General features: G+C 67.2%; 22 protein-coding genes and 1 pseudogene. 13 read left to right on the top strand and 10 right to left on the bottom strand.

Translation table 11 applies throughout. The annotated features are described in order from the left end of the window. The first annotated feature begins 24 nt into the window (after positions 1–24). Positions 25–804, top strand: coding sequence for a hypothetical protein (locus ACXMDY_RS08335; RefSeq protein ID WP_259701037.1), 780 nt, complete (start codon positions 25–27; stop codon positions 802–804). Continuing rightward, a complete protein-coding gene (locus tag ACXMDY_RS08330) occupies positions 801–4436 on the top strand; it encodes an Ig-like domain-containing protein (protein WP_259701036.1) in 3636 nt (1211 codons plus the stop codon). Before ACXMDY_RS08335 ends, ACXMDY_RS08330 begins: the two co-directional genes overlap by 4 nt. A gap of 16 nt (positions 4437–4452) precedes the next feature. On the opposite strand, the gene ACXMDY_RS08325 is transcribed toward ACXMDY_RS08330, so the two are convergent. Then, positions 4453–6507, bottom strand: a complete 2055-nt coding sequence (locus tag ACXMDY_RS08325) for a lipase family protein (RefSeq protein WP_259701035.1) — start codon at positions 6505–6507, stop codon at positions 4453–4455. 107 nt (positions 6508–6614) lie between these two features. Here ACXMDY_RS08325 and ACXMDY_RS08320 point away from each other — a divergent pair, with 107 nt between their 5' ends. Together ACXMDY_RS08320 and ACXMDY_RS08315 are read left to right on the top strand one after the other, a co-directional pair. Next, positions 6615–6902: a SemiSWEET family sugar transporter gene (locus ACXMDY_RS08320; RefSeq protein ID WP_259701034.1), complete on the top strand. Its 288-nt coding sequence runs from the start codon at positions 6615–6617 to the stop codon at positions 6900–6902. Between the two features lie 41 nt (positions 6903–6943). Continuing rightward, positions 6944–7141 carry a hypothetical protein gene (locus tag ACXMDY_RS08315; RefSeq protein WP_259701125.1) on the top strand — a complete coding sequence of 66 codons (198 nt, stop codon included), beginning with the start codon at positions 6944–6946 and terminating at the stop codon, positions 7139–7141. A gap of 38 nt (positions 7142–7179) precedes the next feature. Here ACXMDY_RS08315 and ACXMDY_RS08310 read toward each other — a convergent pair whose 3' ends face one another. The 3 genes from ACXMDY_RS08310 to ACXMDY_RS08300 all read right to left on the bottom strand — a co-directional run bounded on the left by ACXMDY_RS08310 (position 7180) and on the right by ACXMDY_RS08300 (position 10639). Further along, complete coding sequence (locus ACXMDY_RS08310; RefSeq protein WP_259701033.1) at positions 7180–8526, bottom strand: S41 family peptidase; 1347 nt, start codon at positions 8524–8526, stop codon at positions 7180–7182. 129 nt (positions 8527–8655) lie between these two features. Beyond that, positions 8656–9900, bottom strand: coding sequence for a (E)-4-hydroxy-3-methylbut-2-enyl-diphosphate synthase (ispG, locus tag ACXMDY_RS08305; protein ID WP_259701032.1), 1245 nt, complete (start codon positions 9898–9900; stop codon positions 8656–8658). Positions 9901–10003: 103 nt separating this feature from the next. Further along, the gene (locus ACXMDY_RS08300; protein WP_259701031.1) at positions 10004–10639 is read right to left on the bottom strand and encodes a uracil-DNA glycosylase; all 636 of its coding nucleotides are present in this window, start codon (positions 10637–10639) and stop codon (positions 10004–10006) included. Between the two features lie 63 nt (positions 10640–10702). Between ACXMDY_RS08300 and ACXMDY_RS08295 the strand changes: the two genes are divergently transcribed. From ACXMDY_RS08295 to ACXMDY_RS08270, 6 genes and pseudogenes are all read left to right on the top strand, one after another. Next, the gene (locus ACXMDY_RS08295) at positions 10703–11881 is read left to right on the top strand and encodes a pyridoxal phosphate-dependent aminotransferase (RefSeq protein ID WP_259701030.1); all 1179 of its coding nucleotides are present in this window, start codon (positions 10703–10705) and stop codon (positions 11879–11881) included. A gap of 18 nt (positions 11882–11899) precedes the next feature. Then, a complete protein-coding gene (locus tag ACXMDY_RS08290; protein WP_259701029.1) occupies positions 11900–12865 on the top strand; it encodes a putative selenate ABC transporter substrate-binding protein in 966 nt (321 codons plus the stop codon). Between the two features lie 3 nt (positions 12866–12868). After that, complete coding sequence (locus tag ACXMDY_RS08285) at positions 12869–13675, top strand: ATP-binding cassette domain-containing protein (protein WP_259701028.1); 807 nt, start codon at positions 12869–12871, stop codon at positions 13673–13675. Next, positions 13672–14406 (top strand): annotated as a pseudogene (locus tag ACXMDY_RS08280) (ABC transporter permease subunit); the annotation flags it as partial. The gene ACXMDY_RS08285 and the pseudogene ACXMDY_RS08280, both read left to right, overlap by 4 nt. Positions 14407–15289: 883 nt before the next feature. Further along, entirely contained in the window at positions 15290–15967 is a 678-nt protein-coding gene (locus tag ACXMDY_RS08275; RefSeq protein WP_259701026.1) for a GDSL-type esterase/lipase family protein, read from the top strand. Between the two features lie 106 nt (positions 15968–16073). Continuing rightward, positions 16074–16970: a sigma-70 family RNA polymerase sigma factor gene (locus ACXMDY_RS08270; RefSeq protein ID WP_259701025.1), complete on the top strand. Its 897-nt coding sequence runs from the start codon at positions 16074–16076 to the stop codon at positions 16968–16970. On the opposite strand, the gene ACXMDY_RS08265 is transcribed toward ACXMDY_RS08270, so the two are convergent. Beyond that, a complete protein-coding gene (locus tag ACXMDY_RS08265; protein ID WP_259701024.1) occupies positions 16906–17670 on the bottom strand; it encodes a DUF92 domain-containing protein in 765 nt (254 codons plus the stop codon). The two genes, ACXMDY_RS08270 and ACXMDY_RS08265, sit on opposite strands and share 65 nt — an antisense overlap. A gap of 127 nt (positions 17671–17797) precedes the next feature. Between ACXMDY_RS08265 and ACXMDY_RS08260 the strand changes: the two genes are divergently transcribed. Further along, complete coding sequence (locus tag ACXMDY_RS08260; RefSeq protein ID WP_259701023.1) at positions 17798–18160, top strand: hypothetical protein; 363 nt, start codon at positions 17798–17800, stop codon at positions 18158–18160. A 2-nt stretch (positions 18161–18162) separates the two neighbouring features. On the opposite strand, the gene ACXMDY_RS08255 is transcribed toward ACXMDY_RS08260, so the two are convergent. Further along, entirely contained in the window at positions 18163–18909 is a 747-nt protein-coding gene (locus ACXMDY_RS08255; RefSeq protein ID WP_259701022.1) for a 16S rRNA (uracil(1498)-N(3))-methyltransferase, read from the bottom strand. A gap of 41 nt (positions 18910–18950) precedes the next feature. Further along, positions 18951–19406 (bottom strand): DUF3531 family protein, encoded by a 456-nt coding sequence (locus tag ACXMDY_RS08250; RefSeq protein ID WP_259701021.1) that lies wholly within the window; start codon positions 19404–19406, stop codon positions 18951–18953. A gap of 68 nt (positions 19407–19474) precedes the next feature. Between ACXMDY_RS08250 and ACXMDY_RS08245 the strand changes: the two genes are divergently transcribed. Continuing rightward, positions 19475–20122, top strand: coding sequence for an ABC transporter ATP-binding protein (locus tag ACXMDY_RS08245; RefSeq protein ID WP_259701020.1), 648 nt, complete (start codon positions 19475–19477; stop codon positions 20120–20122). A 15-nt stretch (positions 20123–20137) separates the two neighbouring features. Continuing rightward, on the top strand, positions 20138–21052 hold the full coding sequence (gene hslO, locus ACXMDY_RS08240) for an Hsp33 family molecular chaperone HslO (protein ID WP_259701019.1): 915 nt from the start codon (positions 20138–20140) through the stop codon (positions 21050–21052). 2 nt (positions 21053–21054) lie between these two features. Here hslO and ACXMDY_RS08235 read toward each other — a convergent pair whose 3' ends face one another. The 3 genes from ACXMDY_RS08235 to ACXMDY_RS08225 form a co-directional block, all read right to left on the bottom strand. Beyond that, on the bottom strand, positions 21055–21762 hold the full coding sequence (locus ACXMDY_RS08235) for a CPP1-like family protein (protein WP_259701018.1): 708 nt from the start codon (positions 21760–21762) through the stop codon (positions 21055–21057). Positions 21763–21849: 87 nt separating this feature from the next. Beyond that, positions 21850–22074: a hypothetical protein gene (locus ACXMDY_RS08230; protein WP_259701017.1), complete on the bottom strand. Its 225-nt coding sequence runs from the start codon at positions 22072–22074 to the stop codon at positions 21850–21852. 71 nt (positions 22075–22145) lie between these two features. Beyond that, entirely contained in the window at positions 22146–23804 is a 1659-nt protein-coding gene (locus ACXMDY_RS08225; protein ID WP_259701016.1) for a peptide chain release factor 3, read from the bottom strand. Between the last annotated feature and the right edge of the window lie 11 nt (positions 23805–23815).

Raw genomic sequence — 23815 nt, 5'->3', positions numbered from 1 at the left:
ACGGCCTAGTCGATCGATGGCAGCTTGAGCTACGCGGCCCGCACGGCCCTGCTCCTTCCCGCTGGACCCGAGCCTGAAGCGCTCACAGGCTTGATAGCTGCCTGGGGCGCCGGGGATTTCTCGGGGCTCCCGCCGATTGAGGTGCTGGAGGGCTCGGTGCTGCCTGGGGCCGCTGGGGCCTATGCGATCAGCACCTGCACGATTTATCTCAATGGTGACTGGCTGGCATCGGCGAGTGAGCAGCAGGTGATCGCCGTGCTTACAGAGGAGCTGGGCCATCATCTGGATGGGATGTTGAACGGGAGTGATACTCCGGGGGATGAGGGTGAGCTGTTCTCAGGGTTAGCCCTACAAAATCTAATTTACCAAGATGCATCTGATTCATTGACTCTGCAAGAGGATCATTCCTTCTTGCGGCTTTGTGACGTCACGGGTATAAGCGTTGAGCTATCAGCCCCTTCTGACTTCGGCATCAATACAAGTAACTCGGCTTACACGCGATTCAATAATGACTTTATTGCCTTGAATTGGAATAGCTCAAATCCTGCGCTGGGTGGGCAGGGATGGAATAACATGCAATGCACTTCTTATGCTTACGGAAGGGCTATTGAACTGGGTTACTTCGGGAATTTGCAAGGCTTAGGGGCAAAGATTCGAAATGGAGCGCCAGATGACGCCAAGGTTTGGGATGACAATGTAGGCATAGTTGGCGATTCGGTTGGAACTATACGCCTAGGCGGCACAGTATCGCCGTTTGGGAAAACCTGGGCTCAACCGGGCATGTTGCCTTCGTTGAGAGTGTGAGTTATGGCGCCGACGGAATGGTTAGCTCGTATGTAATTTCAGAGCACAATTTAAACTTTGACGAAAAGTATACGTCTTGCACAATTAATCGTGGTAGTGCTAGTTTTGCCGCAAAGTTCATTTACCTCGCGAATGACTCGACAACGCCTAATCCCAATCCGCCTCCGCCGCCGCCGCCCCCAGGTGATGCGCGATTAGCTCTTCCTATCTTCGACCCTGCGTATTACCTGGCAACCTACGCCGACGTTAGAAATGCTTACGGGGCTTCCAACTTTGAGGGAGCCAAATCTCACTGGCTTCAATTCGGAATCACAGAAGGACGTCGTGGCTCGCTTGTCTTTGATCCAAAGTATTACCTGCAACAGTTTCAGGATGTTGCTAATGCCTATGGCGCCACCAACTACGCCGGCGCTATCAGCCATTGGCTGGAGTGGGGCCTGAAGTTTGGTCGTAGGGGTTCGGTAGAGTTTGACCCTATTTATTACATGGCAGCTCACCCGGATGTGGAGCAAGCCTATGGGGTGATGAACTTCAGTGGTGCTATCAGTCACTACTACCAGTGGGGCAAACCCGGTGGCTGGTATGGATCCGAATGGATTACCGATTCAACTGCTTTTCAGCTCGGTTACTACCTGGCCAATAACGCAGATGTCAAGGCCGTTACCAACAATGCCAATCAGGAGGTGGAAGCCACTCGGCATTGGTATTTCATTGGAATCAATGAGGGACGTAGGGGATCGCCTGAGTTTGATGCAAAATTTTATCTCGCCAAGTATGAAGATGTGCGGGCTGCCTTTGGGGCCAACAATTATCGCGGTGCCCTAGACCACTATCTGTTGTTTGGTAAAGCGGGTGGCCGAATCGGAGCGGACGATACGCCCCGCACACTCTCAATCAACGATGTCAGCATCGCAGAAGGCAATTCAGGCGCCCAATTCCTCGTTTTCACGGTATCCCTCAATATTGTTACCGGTGAACCAGTCACCGTCAGCTACAGTGCGCCCAATGGAACCGCCACAGATGGCAGTGACTACAGAGCGATCAGTGGCAGCCTAAGTTTCGCTCCGGGAGAAACATCAAAAACGATCAGCATCGAGATCTTTGGTGACACCACCTTCGAGAGTGATGAAACATTCACAGTGAATTTAAGTGGGTCCTCCAATGCCACCATTGTCAAAGGGCAGGGTGTTGGCACGATCGGTAACGACGATCCGCAGATTGTGAACGAGGGCAAAGCCACCTTCTCCATTGCGGACATCCCAACTGTTGGCCAGACCCTTACAGCGTCCAAAACTGCTGACGACCCAGATGGGAATGGCAGTTTTACCTACCTCTGGCAATCCAGTCCCAATGGGTGTTCATGGGTCAACATCGGCAGCAATTCACCCTCACAGCTCCTTGGTTTTGCCGAAGCTGGCAAACAAGTTCGAGTCAACATCTCCTACGTCGATGCTGATGGTTTTGCCGAAGTAGTGGCGGTGCCTGCCGTTCTCGTCGGACGTGGGGTTGTGAGGGCTGCGATCGTTGGAATCAGCGACAACACGGGCTTGATTCAGGGAGCGATCGCCCCCGGAGGACGCACAGACGATCGCACCCCCACGATCATCGGCACCTTTTCAGCGCCGCTTGTGGCTGGTGAATCCGTTCGGATCTTTAACGGAACCAGCTTCCTGGGCAATGCAGTGGTTAACAACACCACTGGGACCTGGAGCTACACACCCACCCTGCCCGCTAATGCCGGCGTCACGTATTCGATCACGGCCCGTGTGGCGGATGCGGCAGGGAATCTGGGAGTGGCCTCTGCTGCCCGCACCTTCTTCCTCGACTCCACCGCACCGCTCACCACCGCAGCGATCAGTGCTGTGACCGACAACGTCGGCATCATCACCGGCACGGTGGCAGCTGGTGGCCGCATCAATGATCTGACGCCGACGATCACCGGCAGCCTTTCTGCTGCGTTGGTCTTCGGTGAAACCCTGCGGATCTTCAACGGCACCACGCTGCTGGGCAGTGCCACGGTGAACAACACCACCAGGACCTGGAGCTACACGCCCACCCTGCCCGCCAGTGCGGGGATCACGTATTCGATCACGGCCCGAGTGGCGGATGCGGCAGGGAATCTGGGAGTGGCCTCTGCTACCCGCACGTTCTTCCTCGACTCCACCGCGCCGCTCACCACCGCAGCGATCAGTGCTGTGACCGACAACGTCGGCATCATCACCGGAACGGTGGCAGCTGGTGGCCGCACTAATGATCTGACGCCGACGATCACCGGCAGCCTTTCTGCTGCGCTGGCCTCCGGTGAAACCCTGCGCATTTTCAACGGCACCACCCTGCTGGGCAGTGCCACGGTGAACAACACCACCAGGACCTGGAGCTACACGCCCACCCTGCCGGCCAGTTCCGGTGTCACGTATTCGATCACGGCCCGAGTGGCGGATGCGGCAGGGAATCTGGGAGTGGCCTCTGCTACCCGCACGTTCTTCCTCGACTCCACCGCACCGCTCACCACCGCAGCGATCAGTGCTGTGACCGACAACGTCGGCATCATCACCGGAACGGTGGCAGCTGGTGGCCGCACCAATGATCTGACGCCGACGATCACCGGCAGCCTTTCTGCTGCGCTGGTCTCCGGTGAAACCCTGCGGATCTTTAGCGGCACCACGCTGCTGGGTAGTGCCACGGTGAACAACACCACCAAGACCTGGACTTACACGCCCACCCTGCCGGCCAGTGCCGGCGTCACGTATTCGATCACGGCCCGTGTGGCGGATGCGGCAGGGAATCTGGGAGTGGCCTCTGCTGCCCGCACGTTTGTGCTTGATACAACAGCACCAGCGATCACCTCCTTCTCCCCTCTCGACGGAGCCATTGGTGTCGACCCTGCCGCCAACATTGTCTTCAACGTCTCAGAAGCCATCCAGCGCGGAACGGGCAGCATTCAGTTGCGTGTCGGCTCCGCTGACGGACCGATCACTGAAAGCTTTGATGCCGCCACCAGCACCCGGCTCAGCATCAGTGGCACGGGGGTCACCATCAACCCCACCAGCAACCTGGCGCCCAACACCCGATACTTCCTCACCTTCCCGGCAGGCTCCTTGTCCGACCGCGCCGGCAACCCCTTTGCCGGCACCAGCAGCTACGACTTCCGCACCACCAATGTCGTTTCTGGTGGCCCCGCCAGCGACATCCTCTCTTTCACCAGCACGGTTGATCGCCTCACCGGCCTCGCCGGGGCTGACACCTTCCGGCTCAGCTCCCTCAGCCATTCCAGACTCCCGGCCAGCCCGACCACACCGATCGATCGGATCAGCGATCTGGTCACCGGCCTCGACAGCATTGACGCCCCGCTGGTCCGCACCCTGGCCACGGCGGTGAACCCCGTGGCTCGGGGCTCCGTTGCTGAGCTCAGCGCCACTGCGATCGCTGCATTGCTCACCCCCGCCAACTTCCCCGCCCTCACCACCACCTCCACCGGCGGTGTCGCCAGCTTCACCTTCAACAATCCCGCCACCGGCACCCGCACCTTCCTGGCGATCAACGATGGCGTGGCCGGCTTCTCCGCCGCCACCGATTCCATCCTTGAGATCACCGGGTTCAGCGGCACCTTGAACCAGCTGCAGATTTTCTGAGCACGGCCAGCCATGCTCAGCCCACCGGCTGCTGAGCGATCCTGCTGATGTAGGCCGTGATCATGTGATCGCTGATCAGGCTGGTGAAACCCTCCTGGGTTCCAGCGCCGCCGGTTTCGGCCTGGAGCCGTTGCTGGAGTTGCCTGAACTGCTCGGTGTTGAGCGGTTGGCTCTCTGTTCCCCAGGCGCTGGCGGTGCTGCTGGTGGATTCGCGGCCGGCCAGGCGATACAGCTGGCCGGCGTGCCGGTAGCCGGGCGGTACCCGGCTCACCACGTCGGCACCGTTCACGTGGCGGAAGTAGCGCGCCTCGAACTGGCGTTGCACGAAGCTGGCGAAGGCGGCCTTGCCCGCCATCGGCTGGCCGAAGGTGTGCAGCCCGTGCAGGGGCAGCTCACCCACCCAGCTGGCGGCGGCCAGCACGGCGATCGCCCCGCCGAGGCTGTGGCCGGTGATCACAAGCCGGCGGTCGGGAGCGGATCGCAGGATCGCCTCGATCTCCTGCTGCAGCGCCCGGAACTGCTCCAGGAAGCCGGCATGCACGGGCCCGAACCGGCCGCTGTCCGTGCTCAGCAGCTTCAGATTGCTGAGCCAGTCGGCCACGCTCTCGGTGCCGCGGAAGCTCACCAGCACCAGATCCTCGCTGCCTGCCACGAAACACTGGGCCGGGCCGTCGCTGATCGGCTCACAGCTGCTGAAACCCCACTCCAGGGCACGTGCCTGCACGGTCGCCGCCGGTTCGTAGGCCAGCTGGCAGGCCAGGGCGAGCGAGAGCGCCGTGTCCCAGCTGAAGCTCTCGCGGCTCAGTGAGGCGAGCGAGAACGTCGCGCTGACCGCCGCCGCTGCCTCCGGGGGTTGGCGGGGGCTGCCCCAGCCGAACAGTTCTGCGGCTTCGAGCGCTGGCTGGGCGGCGCCCAAGCGCACACTCACCTGCAGGGGGATGGTCCAGGTGGCCACTCCGGCCTCGAGCCTGGCTGGCAGCAACGCCTCGCCGGCAGGCGACGGCGGCAGATCCGGCAGAGCCGCCGGCGGTCGATCCGCCAGCACCGCAGGGGTGCTGGGCGTGAGCATCTCCTCCACCAGCCGCCTGCCTTCGGGCGAGAGCGGCTGCTGCTGCACATGGGCCACCAGGCGGCTGATCCGCACCCCCTCGTTGGCGATCCAGGCCACCCGTTGCTCGCCCATCCACTCCTCCCAGTGGCGGCCGTCGAGCGCCAGGATCCGTCCCTCGGGTGAGCGCTGCGGCACGCCGGAATGGTGCAGGGCCACCACTTCCCACTGGTCGTTGAACACCGGTGCGCCGGATGATCCCGGTGCCGTGTCGGTCTTGTAGTGGAGGAACAGCTCCAGCTCATCCACCACCTGGTTGTGGCGAATGGCCAGCTGTTTCGGTTCACCGTTCGGGTGCTGAATGATGTTCACCGTTTCGCCCACCATCAACTTGCCGATCTGGGGGATCAGCGGCAGCCAGCCATAACGGCCCAGGCGCGAATCCCGGCGCAGGGCGACCAGCGTGTAGTCCCGCTGCTGGTCGGTGAGGAAGAACTCCTCCGGCGCGAACGGGAACACCTGGCTGGGCTGCATCTCGCCGCCGGCGCTCTCCTGGAAGTTGAACTCAGCCAAACTGGCGGCTGCGCTGGCCGTTGTGGCCAGCACATGGTTGTTGGTCAGAAAAAGGCGGGGCGAAACCAGAAAGCCCGACCCGTAGCCCTCGGCGCGGCCCTGCCCATCGCGGATCTGCACCCGCGCCACCGCCCGCGCCACCTGCACTCCCTGTTCCAGGAAGCGGATGCCGATCAGGTCGTTGGTGCCCATCACCCGCTCCAGCGACCGGGGAAAATCCCGCGGCGCCAGCCCCGGGCCGGCCGCGCTGAAGCTGCACTTGATCGCCCCGAGCTGTTCCACCAGCTGCCGATCGGCATGGAGCCGCTTCAGCCGTTGCTCCACCAGCTCCGGATCATTGGCCGCCAGCACGCCCTGCTCCTGGATCAGGCGCCCGGTGCGCTCCCGTTGCTCGCTGCGCTGCTCGTAGCGGGCCGTGGTCTCGCGCAGGAGATCGTCGATGGTCTGCACGGCAAGGGCTCTCGTCGACCTGCGGCAACCTAGGCGTGAATGGCGGCTGCGCCGCCGAATCGTGACCGGATCACCCAGTTCGCCCCGGCTGCGGCCATGCTGCCGCCATGACTCAGCCCCTGCCGGTGACGCTCCTGGGCTACGCCGCCGCCACGCTCACCACTTTGAGCTTTTTTCCCCAGGCGATCAAGACAGTGCGCAGCGGCGACACCCGCGGCATCTCGCTGCGGATGTACCTGCTGTTCACGATCGGAATCACCGGCTGGGGCATCTACGGCCTGCTCACCGAGGACGGCCCGCTGATCGTGGCCAACGGCCTCACCCTGATTCCGGCGCTGGTGGTGCTGGAGCGGAAGCTGCAGGCGCTGCGCTCCGGCCGCGACCGGCTCTGGTGACACGCACGGCTTGCCGCAAAAAATCGTTACAATTTCCGCACATGGAGCTGATCATGGGCGAACTGATGGATCTGGGTGGTGCATCGATGGGATCCCAGGCCGGCTGGCAGCTGGTTTCGGTGCTGGCCAGTGCCATGGCCCTCGGTCTGTTCGCCCTCTTCCAGAACGATCAGGAGAACGACGATGACGATTCCAATCCCGGTGGCGGGCTGATGCAGCCGGTGAGTGGAGCGGCTTGATTCCTTGTGCTGGCTGGCTGGCTGGCTGCCCTGTCGGCTCAGCGAGCCGGCAGGGCGGCAGGAAGCGCTGAAGGCAGGTTGGCGCTGGTGGGGCTGAACGGTTTGGCCGGTGCCTTGCCCACCAGGCGCAGCTGCTTCACCAAGGTGTTCTCGGCCTCCTTGTACTGACCGTCCTTGCGGGTGCCGATCTCATCGAACTTGAGGTTCTGGATCTCCTGTTCGCTCAGCTTCACCAGCACATCGGGCTTGATGCCGTGCTTGTGAATGTCCCGGCCGCTGGGCGTCAGGTACTTGGCGATCGTCACCGTCATGCCGGAGCCGTCGGAGAGGCCCCGCACCGATTGCACCAAGCCCTTGCCGAAGGTCTTCTGGCCCACCAGCACACCGCGCTTGTTGTCCTGCAGCGCACCGGAGAGGATCTCGCTGGCACTGGCTGAGCCCTCGTTCACCAGGATCACCACCGGCGCCTTGGTCAGGGCCCTGCCGTTGGCGCGCTTGATGTCCTGAATGCCGTCGCGGGTGCGGGTGGAGACGATGATCCCCTCATCAAGCCACTGACGGGCAATCTCCACGCTGGCCACCAGCAGGCCGCCGGGATTGCTGCGCAGGTCGAGGACGTAACCCTTCACCCCCTTGCTCTCCAGATCCTGGAGCGCGGCCCGCATGTCCTTGGCGGCGTTGGCGTTGAACTGCTTGAGGCGGATGTAGCCCACCTTCACCCCATCCGGGGTGGTGTTGATCTGGTGCTCCACGGCGTGGAGCTCGATCCGCTCCCGGGTGAGCGGCACGGTGAGCAGCTGGTTCTTGCGGCGCATCTCCAGGGTCACCGACGTGCCGGCCTGGCCCCGGATCAGCTTAACCGCGTCCTCGGTGGTCATCCCCTTGGTGCTCTTGCCGTCGATCGAGACGATCACGTCCTTCGGCAGCACCCCGGCCCGCGAGGCCGGTGAGCCGTCGATCGGTGACACCACCACCAGTTCCTTGGTGTCCTTGTCGAGGCTCAGCTGGATCCCCACCCCGGAGAGTTCCCCCGAGGTGTCGATCTGCATTTCCTTGAACTCCCGCGGATCCATGAAGCGGGTGTAGGGATCATCGAGGGTGCCGAGCATCCCCCGGATCGCCTCGTAGCTTTCCTTGGTGTTGCCGTAACTCTTGGCCAGCAGGTCACGGCGCAGCTTGCGCCACTGCTCCGGGGTGTACTTGCCGGTGGTGTCGAGGTAGTCGCGGAAGACGATCTGCCAGGCCTGATCCATCACCTCCTTCGGGCTGTCGGTGATCAGGGAGGCGGAACTCGGAGCCATGAACCACTCCCCGCCGACCACCGCTGCCGCCGTGCAGGCGCCGATCCCCGCCAACACGAGCAGGCTGGTGCGACCATTGGCCATTGGCGAAGACTCCGGGCACCGTGAGTGGAAGCTTCAAGCTAGCCCCCCCGGTTGGCCTCAGCACAGGGGGATGGCCGGTTGCAGCCACGTCTGGATGTGACCCGGCCACCCGGCGCTGGCCCAGCGGCCTCAGGGATCGACCCAGCGGCCGTCTTCCTTGATCAGGGCGATCAGCGCCTCCACACCTTCGGCTTCCGGCACCCGGCGGATTTCGTCGCGGCCGCGGTACAGGGAGATGGTGCCGGGGGTCTTGCCCACGTAGCCGTAGTCGGCGTCGGCCATTTCGCCGGGGCCATTCACGATGCAGCCCATCACGGCGATGTCGAGGCCGGTGAGGTGGGCGGTGGCGTTGCGCACCACATGCAGCACCTCCTCCAGGTTGAAGAGCGTGCGGCCGCAGCTGGGGCAGGCCACATACTCCACCATGGTTTTCCTGAGGCCCAGGGCCTGCAGGATCGAGTAGCAGACCGGAATCTCCTTCTCCGGCGCCTCGGTGAGCGACACCCGGATCGTGTCGCCGAGGCCCTCGGCCAGCAGGGTGGCGATGCCGGCGGTGCTCTTGATGCGGCCGTAGTCGCCGTCGCCGGCTTCGGTGACGCCCAGGTGCAGCGGATAATGGAAGCCTTCGGCGTCCATGCGGTCGGCCATCATCCGGTAGGCGGCCAGCATCACCGGGGCCCTTGAGGCTTTCATCGACACCACGATGTTGTGGAAGTCGAGGCGATCGCAGATCTGGATGAATTCCATGGCGCTCTCCACCATCCCCAGCGGCGTGTCGCCGTAGGTGAACAGCATCCGCTCGGCCAGCGAGCCGTGGTTCACGCCGATGCGCAGGCCCTTGTCCTGCTCCTTGAGCAGGCTCACCAGCGGTTCGAGCGTGGCCTGGATGCGCGCGCCGATCGCCGCCACTTCCTCGGGCGTGAACTCGGTGCGGTTGGGATCGGGCTTGTCGAACACATACAGGCCCGGGTTGATCCGCACCTTGTCGACGTGCTGGGCCACCTCCAGGGCGATCTTCATGCCGTTGTGGTGCACATCGGCCACCAGCGGCACGGGTTGATAGCTGTCCAGAAGGCGCTTGCGGATCTCCCCCACCGCCCGGGCATGGCCCAGGCTCGGCACCGTGAGCCGCACGATCTCGCAGCCGGCTTCGTGCAGGCGGCGGATGCCGGCGGTGGCACCGGCGATGTCGAGGGTGTCCTCGTTGATCATCGACTGCACCACCACCGGGTGCTCGCTGCCCACCCAGACATCACCCACCCGCACACTGCGGGTTTTGCGGCGGGTGATCAGGGTGTCGTAGCGGGGGTTGCTGGCCCAGTCGGCGGGGAGGCCCGCAAGGCTGGTGTCGGGGCGGGCGAGGGTGCCGGTCATCGCGGGTGGGCCGGGGTTGGCCAAAGCCTGTCACAGCGGCCAGGGAACTGACGATCAAGCGATAGGGGCGATCAGGGCCGCCCCAGGCCTCAGCAATGAGCCTTCAGCCCTCAGCCCAGTCTTCTGGATGATCGAGCCGCCGCTTCACCGCCTGCAGATCCTGCAGGGTGTGCCACTTCGGCGTGTTCGGCTGGCTGGAAGGATTGCGGAGCAGATAGGAGGGGTGAAGGATCGGCAGGCAGCAGCGCCCCTGCCAGCATTGCCACTGGCCCCGCAACCTTGTGATGCCGCCCTTGATTCCCAGCACCGCCTGCACAGCCGTGGCGCCGGCCAGCAGGATCACCTGGGGTTGCACCAGCTCCACCTGCTCCAGCAGCCAGGGCAGGCAGGCCGCCATTTCCTCGCGGGTGGGTTTGCGGTTGCCGGGCGGCCGGCACTTCACCACGTTGCAGATGTAGGCATCACGATTGGTGTCAATCGCTACGGTCGCCAGCAGCTGATCGAGCAGCCGGCCGGCCCGGCCCACGAAGGGGAAGCCGGTGGCATCCTCTTCGGCGCCGGGCCCCTCGCCGATCACCATCAACCGGGCGGTGGGGCTGCCGCGGCTGACCACCACCTGCACACGGCCTTCAGCTAGGCCACAGCGGCGGCAGGCCGCGCAGGCCGCCTGGAGGCGGCTGAGCCGTCCGGGGCTGGGCCAGCCGGGATCGATCGGCGTCAGGCAAGATGACTTCTTCATTTCACGCGCTCCATTGCCTGAGTGCCACCGCCCATGTTGCGGTCGAACGCTGCGACGACGCTGATGCCCTGCCCGTTGAATCTGTCGGCAAGGGCGATCGCTCTGCAGCCCTCGCTCACCCTCGCCATCTCGGCCAGGGCCCGTGCGCTCCGGGCCGACGGATACGACATCTGCAGCCTCAGTGCCGGCGAACCGGATTTCGAAACTCCCGCCTTCATCCGCGAGGCGGCCAGTGAGGCCCTCGCCCGTGGTGCCACCCGCTATGGCCCCGCCGCCGGCGAACCGGCCGTGCGCCAGGCGATCGCCACCAAGCTCAGCGATGAGAACGGCATCCCCACCACCCCCGATCAGGTGCTGGTCACCAACGGCGGCAAGCAGGCCTTGTTCAATCTTTTCCAGGTGCTGCTCGGCCCTGGTGATGAGCTGCTGCTTCCCGCTCCTTACTGGCTGAGCTACCCCGAGATGGCCCAGCTGGCCGGGGCCTCGGTGCGGCTGCTGCCGAGCGAGGCCAGTGATGGTTTCCGCCTTCGCCCGGAGCTGCTGGAGGCTGCGATCACCCCGGCCAGCAAGCTGCTGGTGCTGAACAGCCCCGCCAACCCCACCGGCATGGTGATCAGCCGCGCTGAGCTGGAGGGGCTGGCAGCGGTGCTGCGGCGCCATCCCCAGGTGGCGGTGGTCTGCGACGAGATCTATGAGTTCCTGCTGGCGCCGGGCCAGCAGCACCACAGCTTCGCGGCGATCGCCCCCGATCTGCGGCATCGGGTGTTCGTGGTCAACGGCTTCGCCAAGGGCTGGGCGATGACCGGTTGGCGGCTGGGATACCTGGCCGGGCCCCGTGAGGTGATCGCCGCCGCCAGCGCCCTGCAGAGTCAGAGCACCAGCAATGTCTGCACCTTCGCCCAGTACGGCGCCCTGGCGGCTCTGCAGGGGTCGCGCCAGTGCGTTCAGGCGATGGCCGAACAGTTCAACCAGCGCCGCCGCCTGCTCAGTGATGGTCTGCGGGCCCTGCCTGGAATCCGGCTGAAGCCTCCCCAGGGCGCCTTCTACGCCTTCCCGGATGTGGGCAGCTACGGGCTCGATTCGATGCGGTTCTCCAACCAGCTGCTCGAACAGGTGGGTCTGGCGGTGGTGCCGGGGGTGGCCTTCGGCGACGACCGCTGCATCCGGCTCTCCTGCGCCGCCTCCCCCGCCACCATCACCGATGGCCTGGCCCGCCTTGAGCGTTTCCTGGCCAGCCTCTGACCCCCCACCTTTTTTCTGATGTCATCTCCTTTCCGCCGCCCTGTCCTGCGGCTCCGAGAACGTTCGACCGCCGTGCTGGCCGGCCTGGCCATGCTGCTCCTGCCGGCGGTCCTCCCCCCTGTCACCCCCGCCGCCGCTCCGCTCCTTCCCGGCGCCCAGGCCCAGCAGAAGCTGCTGCGGATCAGCGCCATTCCTGATCAGAAGCCCGAAACCCTCAACCGCCTCTACCCCCTGCTGGCGAACGAACTCAGCCGCAGCCTCGGCGTGCCGGTGAAGTACGTGCCAGTGACCGATTACACCGCCGCCGTGAGCGCCTTCCGCCGCGGCGATCTGGATCTGGTCTGGTTCGGAGCCCTCACCGGTGTTCAGGCCCGGCTGCAGAAGCCCGGCGCCAGGGTGATCGCCCAGCGCGACATCGACGCCTCCTTCCAGAGCTTCTTCATCGCCAACACCGCCAGTGGCATCAAGCCGATCGCCAACCAGAAGGGGCTGAGCGTGCTCAAGGGCAAGCGCTTCACCTTCGGTTCGGAGAGCTCCACCTCCGGTCGGCTGATGCCCCAGTACTTCCTCGGCCAGGCCGGCGTGCGGCTGAGCGATTTCGCCGGCGGCGCCCCGGGCTTCAGCAGCAGCCACGACGCCACGATCGCCCTCGTGCAGAGCGGCGCCTACCAGGCGGGGGTGGTGAACGAGGAGGTGTGGCAGAGCAGCCTCAGCTCCGGCAAGACCGACCCGAAGAAGGTGATCGTGATCTGGCGAACCCCCGGTTACGCCAACTACCACTGGCTCGCCCAGCCGAATCTCGACCAGCGCTTCGGCAAGGGCTTCACCGCCAGGCTCCAGTCCACCTTCGTGAATCTGCGCGCCAGCAATCCCCAGCAGGCCCAGATCCTTGATCTGTTCGGTGCGAAGCGCTTCATTCCGGCGACTCCGCGGCTGTACGACCCGATCGAGAAGGTGGGCCGCGAGATCGGCAAGATTCGCTGAGCGATGAACCGCTCCGGCTCGCCATCGGGCCCAGGGTCCGGCTCGCCACCGCTGGTGCTGGAGCTTCGCGATGTCACGGTGCCGGGCCGGGGCGCTGATCGCCTGGCGGGGGTTTCCCTGCAGTTGCGGGCAGGCGAGCGGGTGGCCCTGCTCGGCGCCAGCGGTGCCGGCAAGAGCACCCTGCTGGCCGTGGCCAACGGCCTGCTGCAGCCCAGCGGTGGTGAGCTGTTCTGGGAGGGGGCGCCACCGGCCCGCTCCCAGCGGCTGCGGCAGCGGCAGCGGGCCCGGATCGGCACCCTCTGGCAGGACCTGCGCCTGATCGAGGAGCTCAGCGTCCAGCAGAACCTCAACGCTGCCCGACTGGCGGAGTGGGGCTGGCCCCGGGCCCTGCGCAACCTGCTGCAGCCCCTCGAGACAGCGGCCAACGCCGCCGCCCTGCGCCAGGTGGATCTGGATCCAGCCCTGCTGCCCCAGTCGGTCACGGCCCTCTCCGGCGGCCAGCGTCAGCGGCTGGCGATCGCCCGGCTGCTGCGTCAGCAGCCGACCCTGCTGCTGGCCGACGAGCCCCTGGCCCACCTCGATCCACGCCTGGCGGCGGAGTTGCTGACCCTGCTGCTGCGCCAGGCCACCGCCCCGCGCGCCCTGCTGCTCAGCCTGCACCGGCCTGATCTGGTTAGTGGTTTCGACCGGGTGCTCGCCCTCAGGGCGGGCCGGCTGGTGCTGGATGCGCCCCCGGCGGCGCTTGATGCCGCCTTGATCCAGTCGCTCTACGGCGCCGAATCCATGCCCGCTCTGGCGGAGCCTCGATGACCCCCCTGGCCCCGGCCCAGCACCCCTGGTCGCAGCGCCGGCCCGCCGCACCGTTGCTGATGCTGCTGCCGGCCCTGGTGCTGCTTCCCCTGGCGGCGGTGCTGCCGGCTGTGGTCCATGGCGGCGGCTGGGAGCTGATCGGCCAGTTCGCCTTCGCCGCCATCACCCCCTCGGGCGATCACGTCCTGCTGGCTTCCGCCCTGAGGGGGCTGGGGGTGACCGTGGCCGTTGCCCTGCTCGGCTGGGCCGTCAGCCTCGCCCTGGGGCTGGTGGGAGGGGTGCTGAGCTCCCGCACCGTCTGGCGCACCATGGCCGGGCGGGTATGGCCTGCCGGTGCCCTGCGGCGCTTGCTGGCGATCCCGCGCTCGATTCATGAGTTGCTGTGGGGTCTGCTGCTGCTGCAGCTGGTCGGCCTGCAGCCGGCCGTGGCGGTGCTGGCGATCGCCATCCCCTACGCCGCCCTGGTGGCGCGGGTGGTGAGCGACCTGCTCGATGCCTTGCCCACCGCTCCGCTCGAGGCCCTGCGCGCCGCCGGGGCCGCCGCCCCCGCCGCCCTGCTCACCGCCCTGGGTCCGGCCCTGTTGCCGGGGGTGTTCAGCTATGGCGGGTACCGGCTGGAGTGTGCCCTGCGCAGCGCCACCCTGCTGGGGGTGTTCGGCCTGGGCGGCCTGGGCACGGAGTTGCGGCTCACCCTCCAGTCCCTGCAGTTCCATGAGCTCTGGACCTGCCTGTGGCTGCTGCTCGCTGTGATGCTGCTGCTGGAGGGGCTGGTGCGGCTGCTGCGCCGGCGCTGGGGCATGCCGGGCCGCTTCGGTCTGGCGGCCGGTGCCGTCGGCAGCCGTGGCCGTGAACTGCTGCTTGCCACGCTGGCCCTGCTGCCCGTCCTGCTGCTGCTGGCCCTGGCGCTCGGGGTGAACCCGGCGGCGTTGCTGGTGGTGCAGGCATTGCCGCCCTTCCATCCCGACTGCCCGGCGGTGCTTGCCCTGCCCTGGGGGGCGATGGTGGGCAGCACGCTGCTGCTCACCCTGCTGGCCGCCGCTCTGGCGGTGGGTGTCGCGCCGCTGCTCTTGCTGCTGGTCGCCCCCTGGCCCTGGGGCCGGTTGCTGCTGCAGGGCCTCTGGGCCCTAGGGCGGCTCTGGCCACCACCGCTGACGGCCCTGCTGCTGTTGTTCGTGCTCAAGCCCGGCCTGATCACCGCAGCCCTGGCCCTCGCCTTTCACAACCTGGGTGTGCTCGGTCGCCTGCTGCTGGAAGCGGCCGACGCGGCTGGGGGGGGCGCCGAGGCTGCCCTGCGCTGCGCCGGCTGCGGACCACGGCTCGCCCTGTTCTATGGCCGCTTCAGCGGCCTGTCCCGCTCCTACCTGGCCTATGGCGCCTACCGCGCCGATGTGATCCTGCGCGAAACCGTGGTGGTCGGGCTGGTGGGGGCGGCAGGGCTGGGAACCCTGTTGCTCGAAGCCCTCAGCTCCTTCGCCGTCGATCAGCTTCTTGCTCTGGTGGCGGTCTACGCCGCCCTGACCCTGCTGGGGAGGATCTCAGCGACCGTGTCCGCCACCGGTTGCTGGCGGCCTGAAGCCTTGCATCGATTTCCCCAGGTCCGCCTATCCCCCGCCCATGCCCCTAGCCATCCCCCGCAAGCTCGTGGTGCTGGGCGACAGCAGCGCCTATGGCTGGGGCGATCCCGACCACGGCGGCTGGTGCGAACGGCTCAGGCGCCACTGGATGGGCCTGCCGGACGGGCCGGTGCTCTACAACCTCGGGGTGCGGGGCGACGGGCTGGAGCGGCTGGCCGCCCGCCTGCCCGCCGAGGTGGGCTGCCGGGGCGAACTGCGGCGCCAGGCGCCCCAGGGCATCCTGATCAACATCGGCCTCAACGACACCGCCCGGGTGGGCCGCCGCGATGGCCGCCATCAGCTGGGCCCCGATGCGTTCCTGTTCGGCCTTCAGCAGTTGCTGCCCCAGGCCAGGGCGCTGGCCCCGGTGCTGGTGCTCGGGCTGGCGCCGGTGGATGAGGCGGTGATGCCCTACGCCGATTGCCTCTGGTACGACCTGGCCACGGTGCACCGCTACGAGCGGTTGCTGGAGGAGGCCTGCCTGGAGGCCGATCTGCCCTTCCTGCCGCTGCTGGAGCCGCTGCTCGCCGATCCCCACTGGCTGCGGCTGATCGATGCCGATGGCCTCCATCTCAACGCCGCCGGCCATCAGCGGGTCTATGAGCGGGTGCGCCAGTGGCCCGCCCTGTTGCGCTGGGCCGAGCTGGAGACCGCGCTGGTCAGCACCCCAGGCCGCTGAACGGGGATCACCCGGATGGGGGAGAGAAGTTCCCCCGGCTGGGGAATGGCCTGGAAGGCCGCACCGGACAGAGGGTGAAACCACGGTTTTCACCCCCCTCTTTCCCGTGTCGGATCAGCCTTTCGCCTCCCTCAACGCCAGTCTCCTCGCGCGTTACCGCGCCAGTGCCGACCCCCGCGACCGCAACCGCATCGTCGAACTCAACCTTCCCCTGGTGCGCCAGGTGGCCGAGCGCCAGAGCCGCACCACCTCCCTGCCGTTCGAGGATCTGGTGCAACTGGGCTGCCTCGGCCTGATCCGGGCGATCGAGCGCTTCGATCCGCACCAGGCCCAGGCCCTCAGCAGCTATGCGGTGCCCTACATCCGGGGCGCCATGCAGCACCATCTCCGCGACCATCACCAACCGCTGCGCTGTTCGCGCCAGTTGCGCGAACTCCACTGCCGCGGCCAGCGGCTGCAGCAGCAGTCGCCAGCCCTGAGCGAAGCCGAACTGGCGGCGGCGCTCGGCTGTCGCGTCGACCGCTGGCGGGAGGCCTGCGCCCTGCACCGCGCCCTGCGGATCCGCAGCCTCGATGCCCCTGCCGCCGCTGCGGATGGGGATGGTGGCGCCTTGCCCCTGCTGGCGCAGATCGAAGCGAGCCAGCCCCCCCACCCCTGCCGGCCCGACAGTTCAGTGGTGTCGCCCTGTTGCGACGCCGAACCCCAGGACTGGCTGCGTCGGCGCCTCGGTCGCCTTGATCCAGCCCACCGCCGGCTGCTGGAGGGGCGCGTGCTCGAGGGAGCCTCCTGGCGGGAGCTCGGCGAGCTGGTCGGCCTCAGGGCCCGGGCCGCCCAGAAGCGCTGTGAAACCCTGCTGGTCCAGCTGCGCCAGGAGATCGGAGTGGAGCTCGGTGAGCTGTTCACTCCGCCGTTGCGGCTGGAGGCAGGCGCGCTCCAGCTCAGGGCAGCAGCAGGGCCAGGGCGATCGCCAGCAGCGCGGCGATCAGGGTCTGCAGCCCATTGACCAGTTCATTGCTCAGCCAGGCCAGCCGGGGTTGAAGGGTGGCGCCGATCAGGCTTTCGAGCAGGGTGGCCACCAACCCGACCAGGGTCACCAGCCACCAGGCCGCCGCTGAGGAGAGCACACCGAGGCCCAGCAGCAGCAGGGCCATGGTGCCGCTTCCCACCAGGCTGGCCAGGCTGCCCTCCAGGCTGATCGCCCCCTCCGTGCCCGGCGGCACGGGCCGCAGGCTGGTGATCAGCACCGTGGTGCGGCCCCAGCGCTTGCCGATCTCGCTGCCGCAGGTGTCCGCCAGTTTGGCGGCGAAACTGGCGCCGAAGCCCAGCAGCAGCAGGCCCACCGGAGCGCCGGGTGGGGTGCACAGCAGGGCGAGGCCGGCCCCGGTCGCCGCTGATCCCCAGACGTTCTCAGGGCCGCGGCGACCGCCCCGCGCTTCGGCCAGCCCCGCGGCCTGCTTGCGTTGAAAGCCCATTCGGGTCACCAGGGAACCCAGGGCCAGATAGAGCACCACGGCCAGCCAGCCGCGCCAGCCCAGGCTCCCCCACAGCACGGTGCCGAGGATGCCGGCATGCACCCAGCCGGCACGGGTGAGCAGCGGCAGGCGCTGGGCCAGGGTGATCAGCAACCCATTCAGCCCCAGAGCCAGCAGCCAGGCGGCCACGGTCTGCGGGGGAAGGGGTGGCGGAGCCGTCCACCAGGTCATCGTGCCATCGGTGCAGCGACGCCTGCCAGTGTGGTCTGCGCCTATTCTGTTGCACACCCCTAAGCCGGCGGCCGGGCGGAGGGGACGCGACGGATAATCGAAGCCACTGCCACACAGGGCCGACGCCATGATGTTCAACCGCAAGGGTTCCTTTTTCCTTGACCTCGGTGGCGACGGCGCCAAGCCGGCTCCCGCCTCCGTGGCGCCCCAGGCTCCGGTTTCCCCAGCTGCAGAGAGCCCGGTGCTCCCAGCCGAGCCTGTCGCCAGCCCGGCACCGGCAGCCAGCCCCGCTCCGGCCCCTGGCCCCACCACCGCGGAGGCGATCGCCGCCGAGCTGCGCCGCGATCAGGAGAACCGTCCGGCCCCCTCAACGGTCACCTTTGCCCCGGAGCTGCTGATTCCCTCCGGTGCCCTGGCCCAGCCCCGCCGCCTCCCAGGCGCCAACCTGGCCGGCTTCAAGGCGATCGCCACCAGCCTCACCCGGGGCTGAGTTCAGCAGCCGTGCCGGCTGCTGCGCCACTGGCTGAGCAGGCTCAGGCCGGCCACCGCCGCTGTGGAGCAGCGCAGGATGCGGGGCCCCAGGCTCACCGCCCGCCAGCCGCTCTGTCCGGCCAGCTCCTCCTCCTGCGGCGTCCAGCCGCCCTCCGGTCCGATCGCCAGTGCCAGGGCCTCCGGTGCTTCCCCCGCTGAAGTGCCGGCCAGAAGCGAACCGAGCAGGGGAAGATCAGGCCGGCGGGTGGTGGCGATCAGGGCGAGGCCCTCCACCGGCCTGGCCAGCCAGCTTCCTGCTTCAACCAGCTCGCCCAGCTCCGGCTGCCAGAGCCGCTCGCTCTGTTCACCGGCCTCGCGCAGGATCGCCGGCCAGCGCCCCCGCCGCCGCTCTGCCCCCGGGCTGCTTCTCGCCGCCAGCAGGGGTTGGAGCTGATCGACCCCGAGCTCGCAGGCCATGCGGATCACCACGTCGCCATCGAGCCTGGGCACGGCCAGGGCCAGGCAGAGGCAGGGTCTGGCCGCGGCCTCCACTTCGAGTGGATGCTGGCGCGGTTGCTGCAGCTCAGCGGTTCGTGGATCAAGCAGCACGGCGCTCCAGAGCCGGCCGGCGCCGTCGGTGACGGCGAAGCGATCCCCCGGCCGGTAGCGCAGCGACCGGGTGAGATAGCGGCTTTCCTCGGCCGTGAGGGCGAGTCGATCGGCCAGACGGCCCGGATCGATCAGCAGACGGCGCAGTTCCCGGGCCATGGCGGTTTCTGTGGCGGGTTCTGTTCCAGCCGGCGGGCCGCTCAGCGGCCGCCGCCCAGCGGGAAGATCGCCTCCTCCTGCTCCTCCACCGGCCAGTCGTCGTTGACGCCGCCGATCACCAGCTCCTCGATCTCGGTCACGTCGTTGTCGAGCTGGCGCAGCACATTGATCAGCACATCGAGGGCCAGGCCGTCGCTGGTGCCGAGATCCATCCAGCAGCGGCCCCAGTCCTCCTGATACTCCAGTTCGCCCATGTTGTGCATCAGGGCGGGCAGGGCCTTCTCGGCGTCATCGCCGTCGTAGGCCATCCAGCTCAGCTCGGCACCCTCCTCGTGCACCTGGAGGTTCTCGGCGTTGAAGCCGCCCAGCTTGCCCAGAAAGAACCAGCTTTCAAAGGCGGTGTCCACGTAGCTGCGCTCCCCCTGGCCGGGGGGTGCGGCAAAGCGCAGCCAGATCCAGCAGTTGAACGGATCCACGTCACGAAATCTGACCTCCATCACCAAGCGCCCACCGATCGGCACCCATCCAACAACGCCGTGCAAGCTGGAGCGACCCGATGCCGCCCATGCTCGAGCTCCAGGCCCTGCGCTACCGACCGGCCACCGCGGCGGCGGCGGTTCTTGACGGCGTGGATCTCTGCCTCAAGCCGGGAGAGCCTGCCCTGGTGGCGGGGCGCAGCGGCTCCGGCAAAACCACCCTGCTGGAGCTGATCAGCGGCCTGGCCGAGCCGAGCAGCGGCAGGATTCTCTGGGAGGGCGCGGTGCTCCAGGCCCGCCAGCGGCGCTGGTTGTGCGGGCTGGTGTTTCAGTTTCCGGAACGTCACTTCCTCGGACTCAGCGTCGGACAGGAGCTGAAGCTCGGCCAGCGCAGGCTGCCGGCCGAGCGGATCGAGGCGGTGCTGCATCAGGTGGGACTGGGCTCCCTCTCGCTTCAGCAGGCGCCGGAGCGGCTCAGCGGTGGCCAGCAGCGCCGCCTGGCCCTGGCGGTGCAGCTGGTGCGGGATCCGCGCGTGCTGCTGCTTGATGAACCCACCGCCGGCCTTGACTGGTCGGTGCGCCAGGAGGTGCTCCAGCTGCTGGGCAAGCTCAGCCGCGACCGGGTGCTGCTGGTGGTGACCCACGAGCCCGAGCTGTTCCGCGGCCTGATCAGCCACGGCTGGCGGCTGGAGCAGGGGGTGCTGCGACCGTTGCCGGCGCTCCGTACGATGGCCTGAGTTGGGGGTGGGCCGATGCCCGATCAGTTGGTGCGGGCCACGGCGGCCCAGGGCGGGATCCGGTTGGTGGCGGCAACCACCACGGTCACCACCCGTTACGCCCGTCGCCGGCACGGCCTCTCCTACCTGACCACGGCGTTGCTGGGCCGGGCGATGACGGCCGGCCTGCTGCTGGCCAGTTCGATGAAGGTGCGCCATGGCCGCGTCAACCTGCGCATCCAGTCGGATGGGCCGCTGCGGGGGCTGATGGTGGATGCCGGCCGGGATGGCAGCGTGCGCGGCTATGTGGGGGAGCCGGGGCTGGAGCTCGACCTGATCGAGACCGAGGCGGGGCTGCATGGCTTTGATTTCCGCAAGGCCACCGGCACCGGCTACCTGCATGTCGTCCGCGATCAGGGCAGGGGAGAGCCCTACAGCAGCACCGTCGAACTGGTCAGCGGTGGCATCGGTGATGACGTGGCCTCCTACCTGCTCCATTCCGAGCAGACCCCTTCCGCCCTGTTCGTCGGCGAGCAGATCGACAGCAGTGGCGTGCGTTGCGCCGGTGGTGTGCTGGTTCAGGTGTTACCGAAGGCGGCCAGTGAGCCGGCCCTGGTGGCGCTGCTGGAGGAGCGCTGCCGGGAGATCAGCGGATTCAGCCGTCGCCTGGCGGCCTGCTCCGGCAATCTCACCCTCCTGCTGGAAGACATTTTTCCGGACCTCGACCCGAGGCTGCTGGAGGATGCCGAGGCGCAGCAGGATGTCACCTTCCACTGCCCCTGCACCCGTCGGCGCAGTGTCGATGCCCTGCGGCTGCTGGGACCGGCCGAACTCAACGCCATCCTTGATGAAGATGGCCGCGCCGAGCTCACCTGCCATTTCTGCAATGAGGTGTATGGGGTGGAGGAGGCGGAACTGCGCGAGCTGATCAACGAGCTGGCGGTGGCCTGAGCTCAGGCGATCAGCAAGGCCCCCAGCAGCAGCAGCAGCAGGGCGGGCAGGCTCTGAACCTGCTCGGCGTCGATCGGCAGGCCCAGCGGCAAGGAAGGATCGAGCAGCTGCATCAGGCCGCCGCCCAGCAGCAGCCCCAGGCTGAGCAGGGCGAAGCTCCAGCCCACCGCCGCCAGGAAGCGGCCATTGCGCCGTTGCAGGTTCACCACCGTCACCCCGGTGGCCAGGGCCAGCAGCAGCTCGGCCGAGCCGGCAGGAGCCACCAGCAGCAGCAGGATCAACAGGCCATTGGCCACCAGCGGAAACCAGCGTTCACGGCCTACGGCCAGCGCCAGGCTCGGCAGACTGAAGCTCGGGCGCGGCAGCTTCAGCTTGGCTCCGGCCAGCTGGGGCATGGCCGGCAGGGCGGGCAGACTGGGCCGCGAGGGGGTGCGACCAACGATGGCCGGTTTGACCTCCTCACGCTTCGAGGCGGTCATGGCGGCACTGCTGACCTTGCCCTGCTGGCGCTCGCGCAGCCGCTCCATCAACACCGCGTCGTAGGCGGTTTCCACCTGGGCCTGGGCCTGGGCATCGCCGGAGAGAGCGTCGAGGCGATCGCGCCGGGCGGCCTGGACCTCGTCAAAACTGGCATCAGGGGCGATCCCCAGCCGCTCGTAGGGGCTGGAGCCACCAGCGCCACTGGGGGGTGGGGCGGAACCGTGGGTCATGGCCTCCGGTGCGGTGAACAGGGTGATAGGCCGAGCGTATCGAGGCGGGGCGCCCAGGAAGGTTCAGGGCAGGTGCTGCGACACGATTCAGAAGAGGGGATCACAGGCCTGATAGCCACCTGTTTCCTGCAGATCACGGCAGCGGGCCTCCGCTTCCGGGGGCGCCAGCCAGTGGCGGCTCTTGAGCAGGGGCATCTGGGGGGGCAGGTGGGTGCCTTCGAGCACCTCGACGTTTTCCTGACGCGCCAGGAAGTGGACGTAGTCGGAGCCGCCATCGCGGCGTGGCCGGACCAGCCAGTGGTGCTCGGGCAAAGCTGTTACCTTTCGTTGCAATGATTCTGGCGAAGTCAGGCCGCGGCCGTGACGCCAGCCGGGCTGCCGCCTCAGAGGGCGATCGGCTCCACCCCGCTCACCACCGGCGCCACGGCACTCAGGCCGAGGCCGGGGTGGTCGGCGCTGAGCTGGTTGAGGTTCCAGTCGTTCTTGAACAGCAGCACCGGCCGGTCCCAGGCATCCCGGACCGTTTTGCAATTGAAGATCCGGCCCACCGCCTCAAGGGCGTCCCAGCCGCCGCTCACCCAGCGGGCCACGGAAAAGCCCAGCGGCTCCAGCCGGGTTTCCACCCCGTATTCGTTCTCCAGCCGGTACTGCACCACCTCCATCTGCAGCTGGCCGACGGCGGCCAGGATCGGATCTCGCTTGCTGGCGTCAGTGTCGTAGAGGATCTGCACCGCCCCCTCCTCGCGCAGCTCATTGACTCCCTTGCGGAAGCTCTTGAAGGCCGAAGGGTTGGGGTTGCGCAACCAGGCGAAGATTTCGGGGCTGAAGCAGGGAATGCCCTCGTATTCCACCTTCTGGCCCACGTAGAGGGTGTCGCCGATGGCGAACATGCCGGGGTTGTTGAGGCCGATCACATCACCGGGGTAGGCGGTTTCGACCACCTCGCGGTCCTGGCCGAACAGCTTCTGGGGGCGGGATAGGCGGATGGTGCGGCCGCTGCGGGCATGGCGCACGCTCATGTCCTTGTCGAAGCGGCCCGAGCAGACCCGCACGAAGGCGATGCGGTCGCGGTGGCGGGGATCCATGTTGGCCTGCAGCTTGAACACGAAGCCGCTGAATTCGGGCCGCAGCGGATCGACGGGGCCGTCGTGGCTGGTGCGGGCCACCGGCCGCTGGGCCAGCTCAAGGAAGGCATCGAGGAAGGGATGCACGCCGAAGTTGGTCATCGCCGAACCGAAGAACACCGGGCTGAGCTCGCCGGCATGCACCAGCTCCAGGTCGAGGTCGGCACCGGCGCCATCGAGCAGCTCCAGTTCCTCGATGGCCTGAGCCAGCAGTTCCGGCTCCACCAGATCGGCCAGTTCGGGGCTGCCGGCGGCCAGGCGCCGCTCGGCGGCCTGGCGACCCCGCTCGGCCCGGGTGAACAGGATCACGTCGCGGCTGCGGCGGTCGATCACACCGCGGAAGCGGTCGCCGCTGCCGATCGGCCAGTTCACCGGCCAGCAGGTGAGGCCCAGCTCGCTCTCGATCTCATCGATCAGCTCCAGCGGCTCGCGCCCGGGCCGATCCATCTTGTTGATGAAGGTGAAGATCGGGATCCGCCGCATGCGGCAGACCTCGAACAGCTTGCGGGTCTGGGGCTCGAGGCCCTTGGCGGCGTCTTCGAGCATCACCGCGTTATCGGCGGCGGCCAGGGTGCGGTAGGTGTCCTCGGAGAAGTCCTGGTGGCCGGGGGTATCGAGCAGGTTGATCGTGCTGCCGTCGTAGTCGAACTGGAGCACGGTGGAGGTGATCGAGATGCCGCGCTGCTTCTCGAGCTCCATCCAGTCGGAGGTCACCTTGCGCTGTTCGCCCTTGGCCTTCACCGCCCCGGCCTGCTGAATGGCACCGCCGTAGAGCAGCAGCTTCTCGGTGAGGGTGGTCTTACCCGCGTCGGGGTGGGAAATGATCGCGAAATTGCGGCGCCGGGCCACGGCCTCAGCCAGGGCGGCCCTCTCGGGATCGGCGGCCTGGGCGGCCGGGGCTGAGGCTTGGGCTGTCATCCCCCCAGCCT

Source organism: Cyanobium sp. ULC082, from assembly GCF_977927535.1.
The sequence above is the reverse complement of the archived record's forward strand: the minus strand, read 5'-3'. Positions and strand labels throughout refer to the sequence as shown.

What these genes read in the sequence shown, in the direction of transcription:
- ACXMDY_RS08320 (WP_259701034.1), top strand. Translation starts at nt 6,615, where the DNA reads ATGACTCAGCCCCTGCCGGTGACGCTCCTGGGCTACGCCGCCGCCACG.
- ACXMDY_RS08245 (WP_259701020.1), top strand. Translation starts at nt 19,475, where the DNA reads ATGCTCGAGCTCCAGGCCCTGCGCTACCGACCGGCCACCGCGGCGGCG.
- ACXMDY_RS08290 (WP_259701029.1), top strand. Translation starts at nt 11,900, where the DNA reads ATGTCATCTCCTTTCCGCCGCCCTGTCCTGCGGCTCCGAGAACGTTCG.
- ispG (WP_259701032.1), bottom strand. Translation starts at nt 9,900, where the DNA reads ATGACCGGCACCCTCGCCCGCCCCGACACCAGCCTTGCGGGCCTCCCC.
- ACXMDY_RS08300 (WP_259701031.1), bottom strand. Translation starts at nt 10,639, where the DNA reads ATGAAGAAGTCATCTTGCCTGACGCCGATCGATCCCGGCTGGCCCAGC.
- ACXMDY_RS08225 (WP_259701016.1), bottom strand. Translation starts at nt 23,804, where the DNA reads ATGACAGCCCAAGCCTCAGCCCCGGCCGCCCAGGCCGCCGATCCCGAG.
- ACXMDY_RS08255 (WP_259701022.1), bottom strand. Translation starts at nt 18,909, where the DNA reads ATGGCCCGGGAACTGCGCCGTCTGCTGATCGATCCGGGCCGTCTGGCC.
- hslO (WP_259701019.1), top strand. Translation starts at nt 20,138, where the DNA reads ATGCCCGATCAGTTGGTGCGGGCCACGGCGGCCCAGGGCGGGATCCGG.
- ACXMDY_RS08285 (WP_259701028.1), top strand. Translation starts at nt 12,869, where the DNA reads ATGAACCGCTCCGGCTCGCCATCGGGCCCAGGGTCCGGCTCGCCACCG.
- ACXMDY_RS08275 (WP_259701026.1), top strand. Translation starts at nt 15,290, where the DNA reads ATGCCCCTAGCCATCCCCCGCAAGCTCGTGGTGCTGGGCGACAGCAGC.
- ACXMDY_RS08310 (WP_259701033.1), bottom strand. Translation starts at nt 8,526, where the DNA reads ATGGCCAATGGTCGCACCAGCCTGCTCGTGTTGGCGGGGATCGGCGCC.
- ACXMDY_RS08260 (WP_259701023.1), top strand. Translation starts at nt 17,798, where the DNA reads ATGATGTTCAACCGCAAGGGTTCCTTTTTCCTTGACCTCGGTGGCGAC.
- ACXMDY_RS08235 (WP_259701018.1), bottom strand. Translation starts at nt 21,762, where the DNA reads ATGACCCACGGTTCCGCCCCACCCCCCAGTGGCGCTGGTGGCTCCAGC.
- ACXMDY_RS08295 (WP_259701030.1), top strand. Translation starts at nt 10,703, where the DNA reads ATGCCCTGCCCGTTGAATCTGTCGGCAAGGGCGATCGCTCTGCAGCCC.
- ACXMDY_RS08265 (WP_259701024.1), bottom strand. Translation starts at nt 17,670, where the DNA reads ATGACCTGGTGGACGGCTCCGCCACCCCTTCCCCCGCAGACCGTGGCC.
- ACXMDY_RS08250 (WP_259701021.1), bottom strand. Translation starts at nt 19,406, where the DNA reads ATGGAGGTCAGATTTCGTGACGTGGATCCGTTCAACTGCTGGATCTGG.
- ACXMDY_RS08315 (WP_259701125.1), top strand. Translation starts at nt 6,944, where the DNA reads ATGGAGCTGATCATGGGCGAACTGATGGATCTGGGTGGTGCATCGATG.